This is a genomic window from Streptomyces sp. NBC_01549, assembly GCF_026339955.1.
Lineage (GTDB): Bacteria > Actinomycetota > Actinomycetes > Streptomycetales > Streptomycetaceae > Streptomyces.
In genome coordinates, this window is the sequence record NZ_JAPEPW010000004.1 from 545,011 (window position 1) to 565,113 (window position 20,103).

The following is a 20,103-nucleotide window of genomic DNA, read 5'->3' on the forward strand; positions in this document are numbered from 1 at the left end:
GGGAGCGGGCCCCGGCCGTAGCGTGAGGCGATGCATCGGCTGATCGAGACCTTGCCCCGCCTGCGGCGCGGCCACCCGTGGCTGACGGACCTCCTGCTGGTCGTGCTGGTGGCCGTGCCCCCGGTGATCCGCCCGGAGCCGGGATGGCGGCCGGTCTGGGTACAGGCGGGCGTGTACGTGGCCCTGGTGCTGCCTCTGCTGTGGCGCCGCCGTCGGCCGGTGCTCGTCGCGGCCCTGGTGACGGCGGCGTTCTGGGCGCAGTATCTCGGACAGGTGTGGGGACAGGAACCGGGGCGCGGCGCCGTCGCCCTGGCCGCGGTCCTGGCCACCCTCACGGTGCGTGGCCTGCGCCGCGCAGCGGCGGCGACGGTGGTCTGTGCCGCCGTCTGCGTACTGCTGTGGATTCCCTCGTGGCAGCGGGAATCCTTGGGTCCGGGCGCTCGTGGTGCCTGGCTCACCCCGCTCGCGGTGGGGCTCTTGCTGGCCGGGGCCTGGGTGTTCGGCGAGTACGTCCGTGCCCGGCGCGCCTACATCGCCGAGTTCGAGCGGCGGGCCGCGCTCGCCGAGTCGGAGCGCCTTGCCCTGGCCCAGGTCGCCGTCGCCGAGGAGCGGGCGCGCATCGCCCGCGAGATCCACGATGTCCTCGCGCACAGTATGAGCGTGATGGTGCTGAACGCCGAGGGTGGCAGGCTGATGCGGCATGTCGACCCCGCCGTCGTCGACCGCACCCTTGGCGTCATCAGTGCGACCGGCCGTGAGGCCCTGGGTGAACTGCGCCGGCTGCTGGAGGTGCTGCGTACTCCCGTCGCGGACGCCTCGGCCGACGGCCCCGCCCCCGACCCCAGCTCTGGTTGCGATCCCGTGGGGGCCACCGAGTCGCTCTCGGCCGATCTGCGGCGGCTGGTCCAACGCCTCAACACGAGCGGCACACGCGCCCGGCTGGACCTCCGCGGAGAGCGGGGCGGCCTTCCTGCGGATCTCACCGTGCAGACGTACCGCATCGTGCAGGAGGCGCTCACCAACGTCGTCAAGCACGCGCCGCCGGACGCCACGATCCACGTACGGGTCGACACCGGTACCCATGGGCCCGGGCGGCTGGTCCGCGTCCGGGTGGAGAACTCGGCCGGAGCCGGAGGGGAAGCCGCCGCAGCGCGCCCCGCCCCGCTGCTCTCCTCCGGCCGCGGACTCACCGGCATGCGCGAACGCACCGCCCTGTACGGCGGGAGTGTCGACGCCGGGCCCACACCCGACGGCGGCTACCGGGTCGCCGCCACCCTGCGCCCCACCGAGCCCGAGTCCACCACGGCGACCCCATGACCGACCCGACCCCGGCCCCGACCCCAACTCCCACTCCGTCACGGTCCCGTGTGCTGATCTGCGACGACCAAGAGCTGATCCGGATAGGGCTGCGCATGGTCGTCGACAGCCAGCCCGATCTCACCGTGGTGGGCGAGGCCGCCGACGGCGGCGCGGCGATCGCGGGCGTGGCCGCCCTGGAGCCGGACCTCGTCCTGATGGACGTACGCATGCCCGGTCTGGACGGACTCGCCGCGACCGAACACCTCTGCGCGCAGCCCCATGGGCCCCGGATCCTCGTCGTCACCACCTTTGACCTCGACGAGTACGCCTACGCCGCCCTGCGTGCCGGCGCGAACGGCTTCCTCGTCAAGGACGCCCCCGCCGAGGAGATCCTGGTGACCGTCCGTGCGGTGCTGCGGGGCGAGGTCATGGTGGCGCCCTCGCTCACCCGGCGGCTGGTCGAACGCTTCGTCCTGCACGCCCCCGCGTCCGTGCCCGCCCAGCGCAGCCGCCTGGCGGCTCTCACCGAGCGGGAACGGGAAGTCCTCGCCCTGGTCGCCCGGGGACTGGCCAACGGCGAGATCGCCGACAGCCTCTTCGTCGGGGAGACGACCGTCAAGACCCACCTCGGCCGCATCCTGACCAAACTGGGCCTCCGGGACCGCATCCACGCGGTGATCTTCGCCTACGAGAGCGGGCTGGTACGGGTCGGGGACTGAACAGCGACGGATTTCCCGCAGGGTGGCCCGGATCCCTGATCGCGGAGTGGGGTCGCGGCCGCCCACCGGCCGACTCCGGCTTCCGCCGCGAACGAGCATCCGTGGCCAGGCCGGTCGTTCAGCGCCGGCTGGGGCACGAAGAAGCTGGGGGCAACCTGACCCGGGGATCGCCGGGAAGGGTGGAAAGCAGCCCCGACAACGCCGGGACGGCCCGGAATCACCAGACGGGCCGGGTTCGGCAAGCAGTGCCAGAAGGCACAACGAGAGTGAACCAGTGGTTGACGCCCGGTAAGCGTAGAACCGGCTCAAATCTGGTGGACATGGGCAGGGAAGCGGTGCACGGTCTTGTCCTTTGGGGGTGGGATCGACTCCGAAGCCGGTGTTTCGCGGCCGGTGGGGAGGCCACGCACATCGGGTTTTGCCGTGTGTGGAGCGCCGCGAGGATCAGCTCGTAAAGGTGTTCGGGCCTCCGGTTTGCCTGCGTGAAACCTGAGAACAGCCATGAAGAGGACCGGACTTGATCATTCATGCGCGCTTCTCAGCGTTACAGACGATACGGGCGCGCTCGCCGTCGGCGCGGGGAGCCAAGAATGGCGAACGGCCGCGCCTGCCAGCACAACGCGACGGCGCTTCAGCCCCGAGATGCCTCCATCATCACAATCGACACAGCTCCATCGAGCGCATCCAGCCAAATGTCCCAGCGATCCAGTCCGTTGGTGTGGTTGATCAGCACGTCAGCCATATCCAAGGGATCCGGCTGAGCGGCAGGCCGGCCACCGGGAGCCTCGCAAGGGAACAACAGGATTCTGCGGAGAACGCGGCGCGTCCGCGGACTCAACTCTCTGAGCATGGCAGGAGGGAACAGCAAGTCCGCAGTATCGACCGGGGGCAGCCCCTGAGAGGCGCGCACCTGTGCATGCGAGCACAGCCAGATGGCGGTCATCGTACAGAGAAGGACGTATCCGTTCCCGGCATCGCACTGGAAGCGCGCGTCCGCATGTTCCTTGCAGTATTCGCAGTCGGCGTAGACCCCTGAGAGCAGTTCTGTGATGCCGTGTTCGTCCCCTGTGATCATTCCAGCCGCTCCCTCAGGAAGAGCGTGTCGCCCCTGGAACGGACAGTGGTTCGTCAACACCGTCTCGAACGAGTCATCCATGAGCCGGACTCTATGGCGTGCTCATCGACACTCGGCTGGATTCCGCCAACCCCTGAAACCCATCGATGCGCTGATAGGGCTGGTCCAGGCACAGGCCAGCCAGCTTCATCGTCTGCACCGCTGGGTGGAGATCCTGGAGTTGCACGTCCCGCCAGAGCCCCCCGACCACTACCCCGACCATGCCGCTGTGCCCCCCGTCCATGACTGGTCAGCTCCCCCTCCTCAGAGGCGCGGGCCGGTAGCGTTGTCCTTGCCGAAAACTTCGTCCGTGCAGGTCACGCGGCATGTTGGTACTCATGGAGGATGCCGCCGAGTCGGTCGCGTTTTCGTATGTCGAGGCGGGCGGTCGTGCAGCTCATCGGGGGAGAGACCACCTTGCACCCGGACCTCGCCGAGCACGCCGAGCACGCCGAGCACGACGCGCTCACGGGACGCCGGGGCTCCCACACGGCGACGCGCGCCAACGTCGTCGAAGCCGTACGCCGCGGCGTACGGGTGACGGTCGGCATCGTCGATGTGGGCGGCGGCCGCCGCGCCGAGCAGGCCTGCGCCGAGATGCGGGCTCTCGGCGTCCACGAGGTCCGCGTCGACCGGGTCCGTGCCATCGGCGACGCCGCGCGCACCCGCGACCAGCGCGTTGTCACACCCCCGTGCGACCATCGCCTACAACTACCCATGATCCAGGGGGGATCCATTGCCCGACGCCGACTCCTGTCCGCGCGCGAGACGGGGGAGGCCGGCCGCTGCCGCGGCCGTCCTCGCCGTACTCCTCTCGCTGTTCGCCTCATTACTGACCCTGACCGGGGCGAGCCCCGCCGTCGCAGCCGACGCGGAGTGCACACCGCTCGCGCTCGCGTCCTTCGGCGACCCCGAGGCCGCCGTCGGCACGGCGGCCGTCCCGCCCCAAGACAGCGCCTGCTTCACGGTGACGGCCCCGGCGGCGGGCCTGTACCTGGTGTCACTGAAGGACAGCGCCAACGCCTACACACAGATGTACGCCGAAGACGGCACCGAGCTCGACTGCTACGACGAGCGGTTCCTTGAGAGCGGCCGCTGCCAGGTGCCCGCGCCCGGCAGCTACACCCTCAAGGTCGTCAACAGCGGTTGGGCGGACCTGGAGAACACCTCCGTCACCGTCGTCCCGCTCGCCGCGGCCACCCAAGGTTGCTTCGAGTCGGCCGGCACCGCCTGGGACCAGCCCACGGTGAGCCGGACCTCGGCGAGCTCGCTGGAGGTCGACTGCCAGGCCTTCGAAGGCAAGCCCGGCGAGCGTGTCCGGCTCACCAGCGGCACCAAGGTCTACGGCGGCACGGTCGCGTGGATCACGGACGCGAGCGGGACCCGGATCTGTCCGCGCGTCACGGAGGACAACGAGGACACCCGCAGCTGCGTGCTGCCGGGCGAGGGCCCCTACCGGGTGATCTCCCAGGTCACCGACGCGGGCAGCGGATACCCCGCCGAGTACGCGGTCAAGGTGCGCTCGTTGAGTGACCCGCAGGGCTGCCGGAGCGCCTCCGTGCGCCCCTTCGGGACGCTCAAGGACCTGGACTTCCAGGCCAACCCCTGCTTCGCCTTCACCGTCGACAAGGCCGGACCCCACCTGGTCCACAATACCGACGGCCAATCCACGAGCCCCGTCCTCGTGTACGACGCGGCCGGGAAGATCGCCTGCCGGGCATCCGACCCCTGCCGGCTGCCGGCCGCAGGCACCTACACCGCGGCCCTCGACGACACCTACCCTTTCCACGACTTCAAGGACGACCTGATCGTCCTCGACCGCACCTACGACGCCGGATGCGTGGCCACCGGAACAGGCCTGTACCAGGGCGAGTTGAGCACATCCGGACAGTACGACTGCCTGAAGCTGGACGCGCCTCAGGGCGCCCGGATCGCCGCGCTCACCCCGACCGCCGGCTCCGGGGTGGACGTCGACGTGGAGGTCTTCGACGCGGACGGCGCCGCCCAGTGCAACGCGACCGAACTGGCCGGCGGCGACTGCGCGCTGACCGGTACGGCTCCCTATCGGGCGCTGGTGCACACCGAGGACACCGGCGATGACGCCACAGGCCCCTACACGATCGCCTTCCATCGCACCGACGAGGCGAACGACTGCCCGGTGCTGCCCGCCGGAAGCTTCGCCGACGACGGCGCGAAGGCCACGCTGACCACCGGTGACGGCGTCTTCTCGCAGTGCCTGAGCATCCCGGCCCACGCGCACACCGGCGCAGAGGTCTTCCAGCTGATCGCCACCTCCGGCGGCGTACCGGCGAGGTTCTCCGTGCTGGACGCCACGGGCAAGAAGATCTGCGACCGCACCGCCACCACCAACGGTTGGACCGCCTGCGGCCTGACTCCAGGCCGGGCCCACACCGTGCTGGTCACCGGCCGCAACCAGGCTGCCACGTACACGCTGACCCGGCGTGACGTGACCGCGACCGCCTCCTCGGCGGGCTGCGCGAGGACCGCCGCGGCCAAGGTCGGCGGCCCGTCCCTGTCCGCACCGTACGGTGAACCCGGCACCCTGACCTGCCACCAGGTGACCACCGACGCGGCCGGCGACGTCGTACACGTCAACGTGCGGGACGCACTGGGCACCGCCAACCTGGCAGTGTTCGACGGTGACGGCGGCGCCGAGTGCTCCTTCAGTAACCGCTCCTGTGCGGTCACAGGATCCACAACCCACGAGGTCCTCGTGCAGACTCCGGCCACCCTGAAGGCCGCGCCCGACTACCACCTGGACGCCCTGCGTATCGCGACCGCCAACGGTCCGGCACCTGAGTGCACCAAGGTGCCGTCGGTGTCCTACGGATACGGGCCGGTCACCGGCACGCTCGACGAGCAGCACAGCGCGGTGTGCGCGGTGCTGCCGACAGCCGGATTCGACCGCTTCGGCCTGGAGATCACGGACAGCACCGGCGCCGCCACGACGGCGGTTGCGGCCCTCTACAACAGCAGCTGGACCAACGGCTGTTCGCTGTCGACATCGGGCACCCAGTGCTCGGCCGGGGGCTCGTCCTCGGCGGCGAGCCCGAGCCTGTTCCTGCTCAGCCTGCCCGAGAAGGCGTCCAGCACCTCCTACAGCGCCAAGCTGACCTGTTCCTCAACGCTCTGCGGCCCGGACAAGGTGGGTGTCACCGCGGTGAGCCCCTCGACCGGAGTGGCCGGGAGCAAGGTCAAGCTGACCGTGACCGGCACGGCACTCGGCCCGGACACCGAGGTCCGGCTGACGCGGAGCGGCAGGACCCTGACCGCCACCACGGACTCGGTCGCCGCCGACAACCGGTCGGTGACGGCGACCGTCGACCTGACGGGCACAGCCGCCGGCACCTGGGACGTCAGCGTGTTCACCCGCTGCTGCGAGTACCCGCGCGGCACGTTCACAGTGACCCAGCCCCAGCTGACGAACACCGCCGCGCCCAAGGTGACGGGTATGGCCAAGGTGGGCGCCCAGGTCACAGCGGCGCCGGGCAGTTGGTCGGCGGTCCCGTCCTCATACACATACCAGTGGAAGGCCGACGGGCAGGCGATCTCCGGTGCGACCGCGTCGACGTACACGATCCCGGCGCCGGTGCTCGGCAAGAAGCTCACCGTGACCGTGACGGTGCTCCGGAGCGGCTGGCAGAGCGGGTCGGAGACCTCGGCGGCGGTGACCGTCGCGAGGGGAGACGCGCCCAAGTCGGCCAAGCCACCGGTGATCAGCGGGACCGCGAAGATCGGAAAGACGCTGAAGGCGTCCAAGGGGACGTGGAGCACCAGTCCGACGTCGTATGCGTACCAGTGGTACGCGAATGGCAAGGCGATCAGCGGGGCCACCAAGTCCTCGCTGGTGCTGAAGTCGGCACAGCAGAGCAAGAAGATCACCGTGAAGGTGATCGCGCACCGCACTGGTCACAACGACGGTTCGGCGGTAAGCAAGGCGACCAAGGCGGTCGTGAAGTGAGCCGTCGAGGTTGATGCGCCGGAAGGGGGGAGCCCGGTATCCCGGTGCTGCCCCCCTTTTTTTCGTCCCGGTCGGCGCCGACCGCCCCCACCGGAAAGCCGGTTCGCCCCCAGCCCTCCAGGCGCGCCCCGCACGAGCCGTTCATGATGATGAAGAGGCACGCTCCGGACGGGTCGGGCAGTCGCGACGACGTCCTGTACCCGTGCCTGGGGCCCGACGGGCAGGTCAGGTTCACGCCCTTCGACGGCGAGGCGGTCGGTCCCGTACCCGTGCGCGGCGCCGTGTGGACGCGGGAGGACCTGGACCTCGCCGCCTTTCGCGCCACCAGGAGCACCGAGTGGCGGATCTTCGGTCTGCGCCTGTACATCACTGACGCCCGCCTGGTCCTGGTGTCCGACAAGCCGGACGCCAAAGCCCGCAGGATCGCCGGACACCTCCGCTACCCGTGGGTCAACTCCATCGGGTTTCGCCCCAAACAGAGCTTCCTCAACGACTGCGAGGTGGTGGTCGAGACCCAGCAGGAGGGTACGGAGAGCACCTGCACCAGCCACCGCCTCACCCTGCTCTTCGACGACGCCACCGACAGCGGACGACTCGCCCGACTGCTGGTTCGACGGCTGGCGTCGCACCACCTCGCCGACGACACGCTCCCCACCTCTGTACGTCAGGACTTCGAGGCGCTGCGCGACCCGCCCGTCCTGCCGCCGCCGAGGAAGGGCGGGCACGCCACGTACCGGTCGCCTGCCTTCAAGTGCTACCCCTACGGGGCCGAGTACCTGTTGGGCCAGCCCCCGGAAGGCACCTGGATCGGCCCCGGCCTACCGACGCAGCGCGAGTGAGCGGCGCGTGGTCCCGGGGGCTGTCCGTCCTGGTCGCCGGCCACCGTCTTGGCCCAGGCCGGGACAGTTCCAAGACCGTCGCCACGGCCGCATGTTCTCCCAAGTCTTCGGAGTCATCGCCGAGTTCGAACAGGTCCTGATGTCCGAACGCACCATGGACGGCCTGGCGGCCATCCGCGCCCGCACCGGCGGCCAGAAACCCAAGCTCGGCCCCCGGCCAGGTCAAACTCGCCCGCGCCCCTTGGTACCGGCCTACCTGGCCGCAGCGGCGAAGGTGGGAGCCGACACCTCCTGAACCGGGCCGCTCCGGCGACGCTCCCCGCGGCCGTTCCGCGCCCTGGTATCCCCGAAGCTACGGCAGAGTGACGAGTAGCCTTCCGTAACCGTCCTGACCAGGACCCCGCCGATCCCGCCACCGCTCGTACTCCGCACCACAACACATCATCCAAGATTCGATCAACCAGAGAAATGGCGAGTACCTCTGGCCGATTTCAGAATAGGTCTGCCCGACGGCCTGCCGTTCCTGCTTTCGCCACGCTTCGAGTACGACGTCGCGCTCAACTCTTACGTCCTTCAGGCGAATCTGACGGCACCGTGGAACGGCAACGCCAACCGGGCCCGAGCTCTGGCCCGGTTCTCACGTTCCCGCATGCCGCGCGCGGTGGGAAGTCGTGGCGGGCTGCCACGGAAGCGGATCATCTTGGGTTCCACCAGTGGCGCCGCCGGGAGCAGTTCATGCAGGCGCTCGGCCGGGGTTTGCCGGCCGAGCGTTGTGCGTGGGCGGCCGTCATTCCTCGCCGCGCAGGCGGGCGATCTGTTGCCGGGAGAGTTCAACCGTGCGCCGCATGTGCCGGTACAGCAGGGCGCGCTCGTCCTCGGTGTAGTCGGAGAACATCGCCCGCCATCCCTCGCCCAACTCGGACCACAGTTCCATGAGATCCCGCATCGCCTCCGGGACAGGCTCCACCCGGACCCGGCGGCGGTCGGTCTTGTCGCGGTGCCGGACCACGTAGCCGGCCTTCTCGAGACGGTCGACCAGCCGCGTCGCCGATCCGCTGGTCAGGCCGGTGAGTTCGGCGATCCGGCCGGTGGTGAACGGGCCGGGCTCGACGGTCAGCAGGTTGAGGCACTGGACGTCGGTGGGGTGCAGCTTGAGATGGTCCGCGACCGCCTGGTTGAACATGACGTAGGAGGCCAGGTAGCGGCGGGACTCCAGCTGGAGATCGTCCATCAGCATGCACACCCTCGCTAAATATCTGCGCCGCGGCGAAGAACGCCATCCAAGACATCTACAACGCCGAGGACCGCGAGCACGCGGCCAAAGCCGTCGCCGCGTTCGCCAAGCAGTACGGCGCGAAGTTCCCCAAGGCCGTCAAGACGATCGTTGATGACGAGGCCGAGCTGCTGGCGTTCTGACCTTTCTAGCCCAGTTCTGACTCCGATTCCGGCTCGATCGCGATCTTTGAGAGAGCCTCGCCGGAGTTCAGCGACGCACTCTGAAGGACTGGTGACGTGCTCAGCCGGCGGCTCGTGGAGTGTCCAGGGATCGGGCGAAGTCGGCGAGCGTACGGAAGTCGTCCGCGCGCAGACCGATTCGCGGGTTGACGTGGTGCAGAAGCCCAGGCCCGTGGTGGTGGGCGGTCACGTATGCCCGGTCCAGATCGCTCTGTTCGTCGTCCACCCAGACGAAGGGACGGCCGCTGGCGTAGTCCACCAGAGGACCGGTCTTCCAGTGGACCCCGTCGGGCCGGTACTGGAGCAGTGCGTCGCCGAAGTCCACGAAGGAGAGTTCGGGAAGGCCGAGTACCGGGGCGATCCACCGGTTGGCGTCGTCCATCCATGTGGTGGCCCAGCACAGCTCGTAGCCGAGCTGGAGCAGGGATCGCCCGTGCTCTGGGTTGAGCCAGACCCGCAGGGGGCGCCGCCGGGCCGAGAGTCCTCTGTGTTCGTCTGAAGTTGCGCTGTCCTGGGGCACTCTGAGCGTGGTGTAGCCATCGGGGCGCTTTTCCGGCCTGGCCGCATAGGGGTTGAGTGGGCCGTCCACGTCGAGGAACAGCAGTGGTCGGTTCACGATCTCCCCCGGTCTCGCTCAACATCGACTGTGCCGTGGAAGCGTAGCTGCAGCGATCGTGCGGGCGCGAAGGCGTGCTCGACGCGGGCGCGGATCCCCGGCGTGCACGCCTACTTCGTCGCTGAGCAGCTGCGCCGACTGGAGGAAGAGTGCGATTTTGGCCGTCGGTGTCGACGTGGTGACCTCGCTCCTCGAGCGTGCCCGCGCCGCGGCCCGGGCGGTTTGGGCCCGGGTCGCCGCAGTGGCCGACATCGGCCTGGCGGCCGTCGACATCGCTGCCATCGCGTGGGTCATGCACCGCGACGGCTTCTTCCACCGTCGTCACCTGCTCGCCGAAGCCCGCCGCCACCTCGCCCTGGTACTGCGCGGCCGCCCGCGCGAGCCGGGCCTGGACGAGCGGATCGTCGACGCCGCGCGCGCCGCGCACTGCACGGACATCACTGAGCCCCGCACCCAGCGTGGCCGCAGCCCGGAGTACCGCCTCTACACCACACGTTGGGCCCCACCCGGCCCACCACCCGCACGACGCCGACCGCCAACCGGTCCCGACCCCGACCACAAGCTGGCCCCGACCCGGCCGCGTCGCACCTTCCGCTGGACGAGGGGGAGTGGCCCGTCCCATGCGACCCGCTGCGCTACGACCGTGCCGTCATCGCCAGTGCCGTGCTGAGCGCGCGCCTGCGCACCGCCCGCCGCTCGAACCGTGACCCGTATGACGGCTTCGCGCACCGGCAAGCCGCGCTGCCCGAGCAGTTGTTCCTCTTCGACCAGCAGAAGGAGGAGCCCGTACGGAAGAAGGCCGGCCCCGTCGACGTCGCCGCGCTGCGCACCAGGAGTCCGATGGCGCACCACCCGCACCGCGTGCGCACTCGCAGGACGAGCAGAGCGCGCACCAGCCGGGACCCCGCCGGGGCCCGGGGGGCGTCCGTGACCACATCCAGTGCGCACTGACGATTCGCCGTGTCGCCTCGAAGACACGGCGAATCGGCGCCCCGATACGGCGCATTCATCGAACGCGGCTCGAACGATCAGTCCCGCATGCGGGACTCGCAGCACGATGCGCAACGGCGATCGGCTTGCGGTAGTTCTGGCGGCTGCGTCTCACCCAGCCGCAGATCACCCAGGTCTGGGCCGACCGCGGCTACACCGGCGAACTCGTGGACTGGGCCCGCGAACGCCTCTGGCTCACCGTGCGCATCGTCTTCCGGCCCGATGGTGTCCAGGGCTTCGTCGTCCTGCCCCGCCGCTGGAAACCGGAACAGCCGTCGTCGCAGCCGCTCGAAAGCCGACGACCGATCGATGGCCTCGTGGACCCGTGCTGTCGAGCTCGAGCTCAACCAGACGGCGTGACCGAGGACCACACGCCGAACCACTGCTCGGCGCCATAGTCCTCGTACCGCTCCACCTCGGTGAACCCCAGCTTTGCCGCGAGGCGCATCGAGCGCTCGTTGGCGGTCTGGGTGCGCAGCACCACCGGCTTGCCGGGAAGCGCGTCGGCGAACCAGTCGAGTGCCGCTGCGCATGCCTCGGCGCCGTACCCGCGTCCCCACGCCTGTGGCAGGAGCAGGTAGCCGAGCTCGGCCTCCCCGACATCCGGACGGACGCGCCCCGGACTCTCCGCGTCGTGCCGATCGAGCTTGACCATGCCGATCATCGCTCCGTCGAGATCGATCACGAAAAAGCCTGGGCGCCGCCCGGGCACCTCAGGCGCCGTGCGCTCGAGCTCATCATGCGGTCGAGGGCCACCGAGGTAGGTATGCACCTCCGGTGAGGCGAACAACTCGATGAACGCCGCACGGTCCCGAGCCTCGGACTCGCGGAGCACGAGCCGCTCGGTCCTGATCGGGGCAGGCGGCCAGGCGACAGGTCCAAGCTCAGTCATGGCGGGCAACTTATCGCACGCCCGCCGGGCAGAGGCGTCAGACTCCGGTACAAAGATCAACCGCTTCCCGGACCGTAGGACTCGGTCCAATGAGGCGGGTTGCGCCGGCACCTGCGACGGCGGCCCCCGAGGGCTCCTGGACTTCGGCGCCGCCCGTCGGCCCGTGGCCGCCGAGGCCGCCCGGGACTTCCACGCCTGGCACGACTTCGCAGCCCGCCACCCAGCCGTCCACCCGCTGGAATTCTTCTGGGAGAAGCACCGGGGAGACCCCGCCTATCCGCCCCGCCGTCTCGGACAGCAGGTGGATGTGGCGTCCTGTGCCATCGGCGTTGCCGGTGTACTTCACGCGGTCCTCGCATTCCCGGCATGCCTTGCGGGGGAACTTGCGCGGGAAGAGGACGGACAGTCGGGGCTGTCCGTCGCCCAGGGTGGGTTTCGAGGGTGGGCTGGTGATGCCGTTCGGGCAGGTGAGGGTGCGGTTCTTTCAGTGGATGTGGAAGTCCTCCTTCTTGAAGCCCGGCCACTTTCTTGAAGCCCGGCCCATGGGCGGCTTGCGGGTCGTCGCGGACCGGGCCGAGCGAAGGAATGTCCCAGGTGAGGGCCGCTTTGACAGGCTGATCCAGCTGATCTGGCTGTCACAGATCAGCGCTCCGCATTGTCGTCATAGACAAGCATTAACCATCCTAGAAGTTGAGGTTCCTCATCGTGAGCACCGAAAACTCCACTACGACTCCGCCGTCGCCGAAGAAGATCGGCAAGCGCGAGGCACTGCAGGTTCCCCGGCAACAGGCCGAAGCCGCCGATGATCCCGCCACCGCTGCTCCCGCCCCGGCGCAGAAAACCGTGCCCCGTCCACGACGCGGCGCGAAGCTCGGCCTCATAGCCGTCATCGCCCTGGTCGTGGCCGTCCACCTGGGGTTGGGTGGACTTCTGCTGGTGTCCGGTCCGTGGAGGCACTGGGTCGTCGGAACCGTCCTGGCAGTGATCCTGGCGAAGGCGATTTTTGTCCTCGGCCGCCTCGTCATACGCCGCAACAAAGCTCGCCAAGCTTGCTGACTGCGCACCAGACCTACCTCCCGCACTCCGGCACTACGCCTGACCAGCACAAACCCAGCCTCACACTCGGTTTCGAGAAGCCTTCTGATGCCAGCTCAGTCCAGCGGCGCCTCCCGCACCCCGGCCGCCATCAACTGCAGGCATGGAAGTTTCCTGGCATAACCCCTGCCCCGGCTACGAACGTTGAAGTGCTCAGAGAGGGAACTTGCTCACCGGAACGGGGACGAACGGACGACGCGCACCTCGTCAACCGGGTCGGCCTGCACCACAGCAACGAGCCTGCCTGCTGATCAGGCTGGTCGACCGGGGATCCCCAAGATCCCCGGCAGAGTCAAGCTATGAGGATGTCTCACGTGGTGAGTTTCGCGGGCTTCTCGCAGCAGGTGAGGGCGGCCGCGAGGCCGAGGAGAGCGAGGAAGTGGCGGCCCACCCATCCGCCTGGCTCCACCAATTCAAACGACTCCGCATCCACTACGAGATACGCGTCGACCTCCACCTCGGCCTACTCCAACTCGCCTGCAGCATCATCTGCTTGAGACGACTCCGAACCTCATTCTGAAACGATCAGTAAGCCAAGATCCAATGCCGGGAACTTCAAGGTCCTCCATCTCCGGACCCGGACCCGGACCCGGACGAGACGATCAAGGGGTCCGCGACGGCAAGCGGTGCGCATGGCCGTTGGGGGCGAGCAACTGCGTGAGGCCTTTGAGGTCACCGGTGCCGGCCGCGGTCTGGAAGGCGGCGACGAGGCGACGGTGTGACTCAGCCGGGACTGGCCGCTCGCGGTTACCCGCGAGGCGGGCCTGCGCGCGGTGGACCAGTACCCGTGCGTTCGGGACGCTGATCCGCAGCAACCCCGCAAGATCGGCATAGGCGAAATCGAAGCCCTTCCGCAGCACGTAGGCGGCCAGCCCATCCGGCGTCAGCCTCGCCATGAGCAGGGCCAGGGCCTCCTCGATCGCCACGGCTTGCTCGGCACGCAGCACGGGATCCTGGGAGGCCCGGTCGACCAGTTCGACCAACTGCGACTCGGCCGGGGTTTCGCGGCGGTGTCGCGCGGACTGGATGACGTTGATCGCCAGACGGGTCGTGGCCGTGGTCAGAAACGCCTCTGGATTCTCGATCTTCGGGCGGTGGGTGAGCTGCCAGCGCAGCCATATCTCCTGGACCACGTCTTCGGCTCCCGAGACGTCGCCGAGAACCTTGTAGGCGATGCGGAACAGTCGTGTCCGATGGGCCAGGAAGATGTCGAGGGCGCGGTCCAGGTCGTCCTCGGCCGACCGGGCGACCGGGGCTTCGGCCGGCGTTGTCATCTCCAGGGTGGGCGCGGACATCGGGGACTCCTCTTTGTGGATGGCGCCCATCGAGGGCGATGGCTCCACCCTCGGTCCGCGGCACCGCTCACCGCGCCCTGGAAGTCCGTGGTCGAGTCCGTAGGGACCCCCGGGGGTTTCCCCCGCACCCTCCCCCCCCGCACCGGCTCTCAGCCGGATTACACCGTGCCCGCGCCCCTGGTATCCGAGGCCGGGGCGATCGCGAGGGCACCCGGCAGCGCGCGACGTGAGGTGATCCCGAGCTTCGTGTACACCTTCCGCAGGTGCCACTCCACGGTGTGCGGGCTGATGAACAGCTCCGCACCGATCTGCGGGTTCGTCATGCCGCGCGCGGCGAGAGTCGCTATCTGCGACTCCTGTGGGGTCAGGGCGCTCGCCGGCTCGGTTTCCCGCGCTCGGACGCGCTCGCCAGTGGCGAGCAGCTCGCGGCGAGCTCGCTCGGCGAACGCGTTGGCCCGCATTCCGTCGAACATCTCGTGGGCCGTGCGAAGGTGCTCTCGGGCCAGCGAACGGCGGCGGGTCCGGCGCAGCCACTCGCCGTACAGCAGGTGGGTGCGTGCCACCTCCACCTTCACGGCCACGCGGTCACGGCCGAGCTCCTCGAGCGCGATCCGGTACAGATCATCGGCCTCGTCACCGTCGGTGAGGAGAGCTTGGCTGCGTGCGGTGACGCCACGGGCCCATCCGGTATCGGCGGCGCGGGTGAGTTCGACCAGCTGGGCAAGCGAGGCGCGGGCCTGGTCGAGCTCGTCGCACCGGGTCGCGGCCTCGATGTGTTCGACCAGCGACAGGCCGGTGAAGTTGAATCCGTCGTGCTCGATGCCCGAGCGAGCGGCCACGAGGGCCTGGTCGTAGCGTGCCAGGCCGTTGAACAGCAGGCCTTGGACGTAGCCCGTGACGCCCAGGAGGGACACCTCGCCACCGTGTGCGGCGCTCGCCTTGGCGTCTTCGATGATGCCGACGGCAGCGTCCTCGTCGCCTTGCCACGCGGCCAGGACAAGCGTCGCGTATTTGTGAGGGGCGTGGCCGGTCGCGGCGGCGAGCGCGTCGGCTTCGTCCATCATCCGGGCTGCCTCGGCGAAGTCGCCGGTGTGTATGTGCACCCCGCCTGCGTAGACCAGTGCCGGTGGCAGCTCACTGAGCGCTCCGATGTCGCGAGCCAGGCGCACGGCACGAGTCGCCAGCGTGTTCCACGCGGTCAGGTCCCAGGCGTAGTGAATGAACGCCTCCAGTGCGACCGGGGCCATGAGAAGCCAACGCATCGTTGCCTCCCGGGTGCCGAGGTCCTCGTGCGCAAGAGGCTCCAGCGCGCGGCGCAGTGCCGGGCCACCGGTCTCGTAACCGTCTGCGAGGAGCGTGGTTACACCGTCCAGGAGCAGGTCGGCGGCCTTGGAGCCCGAGGAGGGCGCCCCGGACCCGCGGGCCGCGATCGCTGTAGCGCGGGCACCTGTCGGACCGTGGACCCTGTCTGCGAAGATGGTCGCGCTGATCGCCCCGAGGTAGGTCTCCCGTGCCAGTGGCGACCCGGCGGCAGCAAACTGTGCGGCGGCATCGAGGAGCAGAGGTGCCGCCTCGTCGTTGCGGCTGCGGGCGAAGAGGATCCTGGCACGCAGGCGCGCCAAGCGGGCGCGGTCCAAGGGGCTGAGGGGACACAGTTCGGCCAGCGTCGCCAGCCCCGTGGCGCGGTCAGGCGAGGCGGCCGAGAAGTGCGCCTCGGCGGCCGCGAGAGCTCGGCGCCCCCGCTGCCAGGAGTCCGGCGTCACCTCGGCCGCGCGCTCGAGAAGTATCGCCTCGGCGGCCATGCCGCCGCGCTGCCGCGCTCGGCCGGCGGCCTGCTCCAGCCCCGCGGCGACCTCCTCGTCCGGCCCGTCGACGGCCTGCGCGGCATGCCAGGCACACCGGTCGGGATCCAGGACCGGGTCCGTGGCCGCGGCCAGCGCCCGGTGCACCGCTCGGCGTTCTTCGGGGGCGGCTTGGTGGTAGACCGCCGAACGGACCAGCGGGTGTCGAAACCGAACGGACTCACCGAACTCGATCAGGCCGGCCACCTTGGCCGGTCCGGCATCGAGAGTGATCTCCAGAGAGGTGGCTGCGCGGACCAGCAGACGCGGGTCACCGACCGGTTCCGCCGCGGCGATCAGCAGCAGCGTCCGGGTCGGCGCCGGCAGCGAACCGAGCCGGCTGGCGAAGTCCCGTTCGAGGCGGCTCGACACCGTCCCTTGGACACTCGGGGATATCGAGTGCAAGCCGTATGCCAGCTCGGCGGCGCTGCGGCCGCGGGAGAACTCGAGCAGCGCGAGTGGGTTGCCGTGCATCTCGGCCACGAACCGGTCCCGGACCCGCTTCTCCAGCCGTCCGCCGACGGCGGCCTCGAGGAGCTCTCCGGCCGCGGCGGCATCGAGACCGCCGATCCGCATCTCCGGCAGACCGGCGAGTGCGTCCTGCCCCTCAGGGTCGCGTACCGCGAACACCATCGCGACTGCCTCGGCGAGCAGTCGCCGAGCCACGAACTCCAGTGTCTGCAAGGACACTTGGTCCAGCCACTGGGCGTCGTCGACCACGACGAGCACCGGTCGGGTCTCTGAGGCCCGGGTGAGCAGAGTCAGCACGGCGAGGCCGACCAGGAAGCGGTCAGGCGGGTCTCCGGCCGCCATCCCGAACGCCACGCGGAGGGCATCGCGCTGGGGTCCCGGCAACGCTCCGACCTCGGCCAGGAACGGCGCACACAGCTGGTGCAGGCTCGCGTAGGGCAACTCCATGTCGGCCTCGATGCCTTGCGCCCGGGTCACCGTCACCCGTGACGCCTGGGCGGCCACATACTCCAGAAGCACCGACTTCCCGATGCCTGCTTCGCCACGGATCACCTGTATTCGGGACCCACCTTCACGCAGGCCGACCAGCAGATCGTCGAGCGCCGCGCACTCGCGATGCCGGCCAACCAGGTCGGGAAGCGGGCTGGCGACCATGCAGCGCGGCTCCTAGGGAACGCCTGGGACGGCTCCCAGGACGATGGCTGCAACGATACCTGGGACGGCTCTCTCCCTCTATGCCGGACTACTTGAGGCATGGGACGAATGAGTTCTTATGCAATAAAACAGGGCGGATCAAGCACTTAAAGCCGCTAGTCGCCACACATCACGCAGACAGCCTGATATCTCAATGGCTGTGACGGACTCCACACCGAGAAATGCTCGGGGATTGTCACAAACGGCGCCGCTATCCGGTCGAGCACTGCCTATCGTCCGTCCGCCGTCACAGGAGGTCCCATGTCATCGCTCGAGCGCCAACTCGCCACGTCCGTCCTCGTGGTGGGAACCGGTAGGTCGGGCCTTCGAGCAGCCATCGAAGTCGCCGAGGCCGGTGTCGCGGTCATCGCAGTGGGCAAACGCCCGGCTGCCGATACCCGCCCCGTCATGGCATCCGGTGGTATCAACGCGGCGCTGGCCACCACCGGCCCCGCCGACACGTGGGAGCAGCATGCGGCTGACACGTTGCAGGAGAGCTGCTTGCTGGCCGACCCACGCACCGTGCTGGCGGTGACCCGCAACGCCGCCCAAGGAATCTACGACTTGGAGCGCTACGGCATGCGTTTCGACCGCCAGGACGACGGCCGGATCGCCCAGCGACACTTCGGCGCCCACACGTACCGACGCACCGCGTTCGCCGGCGACCACACCGGCCTGGAGGTGCAACGAGTGCTCAGCGAACGCGCGAACCGGCTCTCCATCCCCGTCCTGTCGAACCTGTACGTCACCCGACTGCTGGTCGACGACGGGACGGTGTTCGGTGCCTATGGATTCGACCTCGTCGACGGCTCGCGCTACCTCGTGCATGCCGACGCCGTGATCCTCGCGACAGGAGGGCACACTCGCATCTGGCGGCGTGCGTCCTCGCGTCGCGACGAGAACACCGGTGACTCCTTCCGCCTCGCCGCCGAGGCCGGTGCCCGGTTGCGCGACACCGAACTGGTGCAGTTCCACCCGTCCGGGCTGATCAAGCCGGAGAACGCGGCCGGCACGCTTCTCAGCGAGGCCGCACGCGGCGAGGGCGGGATCCTGCTGAACAACCTCGGGGAGCGGTTCATGATGCGCTACGAACCCGAGCGAATGGAACGCTCCGGCCGGGACAGGGTCGCGCGGGCCTGCTACACCGAGATCAAGGAGGGGCGCGGAACCCAGGCCGGCGGCGTGTGGCTCGACCTGTCCCACCTGCCGCGTGAGATGGTCCTGGCGCGGCTGTCGCGAGTGCACCAGACCCTATTGGACCTGCAGATGGTCGATGTCACCCGCGACCCGATCGAGGTCGCACCGACTGCCTACTACTCCATGGGCGGTGTCTGGGTCCGGCCTGAGGACCACAGCACCGATGTCAACGGGCTCTTCGCGATCGGGGAGGCCGCCAGTGGTCTGCACGGCGCGAACCGGCTGGAAGGAAACTCGCTGATCGAACTACTCGTCTACGGTCAAATCGCCGGCCGGGCCGCGACGGAGTACTCGGCCAGACTCACCGGCCAGCAACGGTCGCTAGGAGCGATTCGCGCCGCACAGGCGGACGTGAACCGGCTTCTGACTGCTGACGGCGACCAGAACGTCCGCGCGCTGCAACGGTCAGTGCGCCACCTGATGACGGAGCACGCCGGCGTCGTGCGAGACGAGGCCGGGCTCGCCGCCGGGCTCGCCAAACTCGACGAGATCGAGACCCGAATGGTGGACGTGGGCGTGCACGTCGACATCGGTGGCTTCCAGGACCTCGCGTACGCCTTCAACCTCAGGTCCTCCGTTCTCGCCGCTCGAGCGACACTCGAGTGCGCGTTGGAGCGGCGGGAGACACGAGGCTGTCACATCCGTTCCGATTACCCCGATCTCAATCCGGACCTGAAAGTCAACCTGGTGTGGTCGCCGGAGACCGGGGTGCGCCGCGAGCCCATCCCTCCCATCCCCACCGACATCGCTGAGTTGATGCACGACGACTCGGCCGACGGCAAGCCGCTCGAGTAGGAGACGGTCCTCGGCGCGGGAGGCATGGCGTCACCGGCCACCACGGTGTCGGCCAGGTCGGCGAGGGAACGGGCGTCGGCATCGCTGAGTAGGTGCCAGACGATGACGAGCATCGAGCGGGCGACTGCCACCAGTGCCTTCCCGTGGCCTCGGCGCTTGACCAGGCGTTTGTAACACGCGCCGAGGAACGTGTTCGGCCAACTGCCGGATCCTGCCTGAACGACGTCGCATCACCGAAGGTTTCCCGCCACCCGCGCCGCATTCCCGTCGTTCCGCGGTCAGCCCACCACCTTGCGGGCACCTCATGGAACCGACCTACCGCGACAACCACCGCCTGTCAGCCACGACATCGCGTCACCCGCCTCCGCCCCCGCACCGCCCAGCGACCAACCCGTCGGGGCGCGTTCACATGATCTACACAAACATGTGGGGGAGGCAGTGTCACAACTCGGCCGTGGTGGCGGTCAATTGAACAGTGGTTCCGCGCTCATAGCTGATCCTTGCGGTCGGGTGACATCGCGGGCGTAGTGGCGGAGGCCGGCGGCAATGCTGGTGTGTCCGCTCAGGAGGAGGGCTCCCGAGAGATCGCACCCGGCCGTCGTAGGCCGCGAGGGCGCCGGCGCCTACCGAGGCACCCCCCTCCCGAAAACGCCCGCCCCACCCAGGGAGACCCGGGTGGGGCGGGGAGGTAATGATCACGCGTCGGTGCCGTTCGGAACGTTCGTATGCGCCGACGCCTGGAAAGAAGGACCTACAGTTGCCTCTTCCCCGCTCCCGGCGACCAGGGCTCGCAGTCCTCGGTGCCGCGTT

Annotated in this window: 17 protein-coding genes and 2 pseudogenes; 11 read left to right on the forward strand and 8 right to left on the reverse strand. The window is 69.1% G+C overall.

Annotation, left to right across the window (positions count from 1 at the left end):
• Positions 1-30: 30 nt before the first annotated feature.
• Positions 31-1,317, forward strand: coding sequence for a sensor histidine kinase (locus OG819_RS53225; RefSeq protein WP_266636001.1), 1,287 nt, complete (start codon positions 31-33; stop codon positions 1,315-1,317).
• Positions 1,314-2,018, forward strand: a complete 705-nt coding sequence (locus tag OG819_RS53230) for a response regulator transcription factor (protein WP_266657098.1) — start codon at positions 1,314-1,316, stop codon at positions 2,016-2,018. The genes OG819_RS53225 and OG819_RS53230 overlap by 4 nt, the downstream gene beginning before the upstream one ends.
• A gap of 631 nt (positions 2,019-2,649) precedes the next feature.
• Here OG819_RS53230 and OG819_RS53235 read toward each other — a convergent pair.
• Positions 2,650-3,174: a hypothetical protein gene (locus tag OG819_RS53235; RefSeq protein WP_266657100.1), complete on the reverse strand. Its 525-nt coding sequence runs from the start codon at positions 3,172-3,174 to the stop codon at positions 2,650-2,652.
• Between the two features lie 294 nt (positions 3,175-3,468).
• A complete protein-coding gene (locus OG819_RS58960; protein ID WP_323139474.1) occupies positions 3,469-3,834 on the reverse strand; it encodes a hypothetical protein in 366 nt (121 codons plus the stop codon).
• Positions 3,835-3,868: 34 nt separating this feature from the next.
• On the opposite strand from OG819_RS58960, the gene OG819_RS53245 reads away from it, so the two are divergent.
• The 3 genes from OG819_RS53245 (at position 3,869) to OG819_RS53255 (ending at position 8,248) form a co-directional block, all read left to right on the forward strand.
• Positions 3,869-7,114, forward strand: coding sequence for a Tat pathway signal protein (locus tag OG819_RS53245; protein ID WP_266657102.1), 3,246 nt, complete (start codon positions 3,869-3,871; stop codon positions 7,112-7,114).
• A gap of 143 nt (positions 7,115-7,257) precedes the next feature.
• Positions 7,258-7,953: a hypothetical protein gene (locus OG819_RS53250; protein WP_266657104.1), complete on the forward strand. Its 696-nt coding sequence runs from the start codon at positions 7,258-7,260 to the stop codon at positions 7,951-7,953.
• Positions 7,954-8,044: 91 nt separating this feature from the next.
• Positions 8,045-8,248 carry a hypothetical protein gene (locus OG819_RS53255; RefSeq protein ID WP_266635994.1) on the forward strand — a complete coding sequence of 68 codons (204 nt, stop codon included), beginning with the start codon at positions 8,045-8,047 and terminating at the stop codon, positions 8,246-8,248.
• Between the two features lie 492 nt (positions 8,249-8,740).
• On the opposite strand, the gene OG819_RS53260 is transcribed toward OG819_RS53255, so the two are convergent.
• Positions 8,741-9,190: a MarR family winged helix-turn-helix transcriptional regulator gene (locus OG819_RS53260; protein ID WP_266635993.1), complete on the reverse strand. Its 450-nt coding sequence runs from the start codon at positions 9,188-9,190 to the stop codon at positions 8,741-8,743.
• Between the two features lie 38 nt (positions 9,191-9,228).
• Between OG819_RS53260 and OG819_RS53265 the strand changes: the two are divergent.
• Positions 9,229-9,366 (forward strand): annotated as a pseudogene (locus OG819_RS53265) (transposase); the annotation flags it as partial.
• 103 nt (positions 9,367-9,469) lie between these two features.
• Here the strand turns inward: OG819_RS53265 and OG819_RS53270 are convergent.
• Entirely contained in the window at positions 9,470-10,024 is a 555-nt protein-coding gene (locus tag OG819_RS53270; RefSeq protein WP_266635992.1) for a hypothetical protein, read from the reverse strand.
• Between the two features lie 157 nt (positions 10,025-10,181).
• Between OG819_RS53270 and OG819_RS58965 the strand changes: the two genes are divergently transcribed.
• Together OG819_RS58965 and OG819_RS53280 are read left to right on the forward strand one after the other, a co-directional pair.
• Positions 10,182-10,694, forward strand: coding sequence for a hypothetical protein (locus OG819_RS58965; protein WP_323139475.1), 513 nt, complete (start codon positions 10,182-10,184; stop codon positions 10,692-10,694).
• Complete coding sequence (locus OG819_RS53280; RefSeq protein ID WP_266657106.1) at positions 10,688-10,975, forward strand: hypothetical protein; 288 nt, start codon at positions 10,688-10,690, stop codon at positions 10,973-10,975. Before OG819_RS58965 ends, OG819_RS53280 begins: the two co-directional genes overlap by 7 nt.
• Positions 10,976-11,357: 382 nt before the next feature.
• On the opposite strand, the gene OG819_RS53285 is transcribed toward OG819_RS53280, so the two are convergent.
• Positions 11,358-11,906 (reverse strand): GNAT family N-acetyltransferase, encoded by a 549-nt coding sequence (locus OG819_RS53285; protein WP_266635988.1) that lies wholly within the window; start codon positions 11,904-11,906, stop codon positions 11,358-11,360.
• 705 nt (positions 11,907-12,611) lie between these two features.
• Between OG819_RS53285 and OG819_RS53290 the strand changes: the two genes are divergently transcribed.
• Complete coding sequence (locus OG819_RS53290) at positions 12,612-12,962, forward strand: hypothetical protein (RefSeq protein WP_266657108.1); 351 nt, start codon at positions 12,612-12,614, stop codon at positions 12,960-12,962.
• A 349-nt stretch (positions 12,963-13,311) separates the two neighbouring features.
• Here OG819_RS53290 and OG819_RS53295 read toward each other — a convergent pair whose 3' ends face one another.
• Positions 13,312-13,458 (reverse strand): hypothetical protein, encoded by a 147-nt coding sequence (locus OG819_RS53295; protein ID WP_266657486.1) that lies wholly within the window; start codon positions 13,456-13,458, stop codon positions 13,312-13,314.
• On the opposite strand from OG819_RS53295, the pseudogene OG819_RS53300 reads away from it, so the two are divergent.
• Positions 13,399-13,521, forward strand: a pseudogene (locus OG819_RS53300) (IS5/IS1182 family transposase); the annotation flags it as partial. The gene OG819_RS53295 and the pseudogene OG819_RS53300 overlap by 60 nt on opposite strands.
• Before the next feature lie 82 nt (positions 13,522-13,603).
• Here the strand turns inward: OG819_RS53300 and OG819_RS53305 are convergent.
• The gene (locus OG819_RS53305; protein ID WP_266635984.1) at positions 13,604-14,296 is read right to left on the reverse strand and encodes a sigma factor; all 693 of its coding nucleotides are present in this window, start codon (positions 14,294-14,296) and stop codon (positions 13,604-13,606) included.
• Between the two features lie 158 nt (positions 14,297-14,454).
• The gene (locus OG819_RS53310) at positions 14,455-17,262 is read right to left on the reverse strand and encodes a LuxR family transcriptional regulator (RefSeq protein WP_266657110.1); all 2,808 of its coding nucleotides are present in this window, start codon (positions 17,260-17,262) and stop codon (positions 14,455-14,457) included.
• A gap of 300 nt (positions 17,263-17,562) precedes the next feature.
• Between OG819_RS53310 and OG819_RS53315 the strand changes: the two genes are divergently transcribed.
• The gene (locus OG819_RS53315) at positions 17,563-19,293 is read left to right on the forward strand and encodes an FAD-binding protein (protein ID WP_266657112.1); all 1,731 of its coding nucleotides are present in this window, start codon (positions 17,563-17,565) and stop codon (positions 19,291-19,293) included.
• The last annotated feature ends 810 nt before the right edge of the window (positions 19,294-20,103 follow it).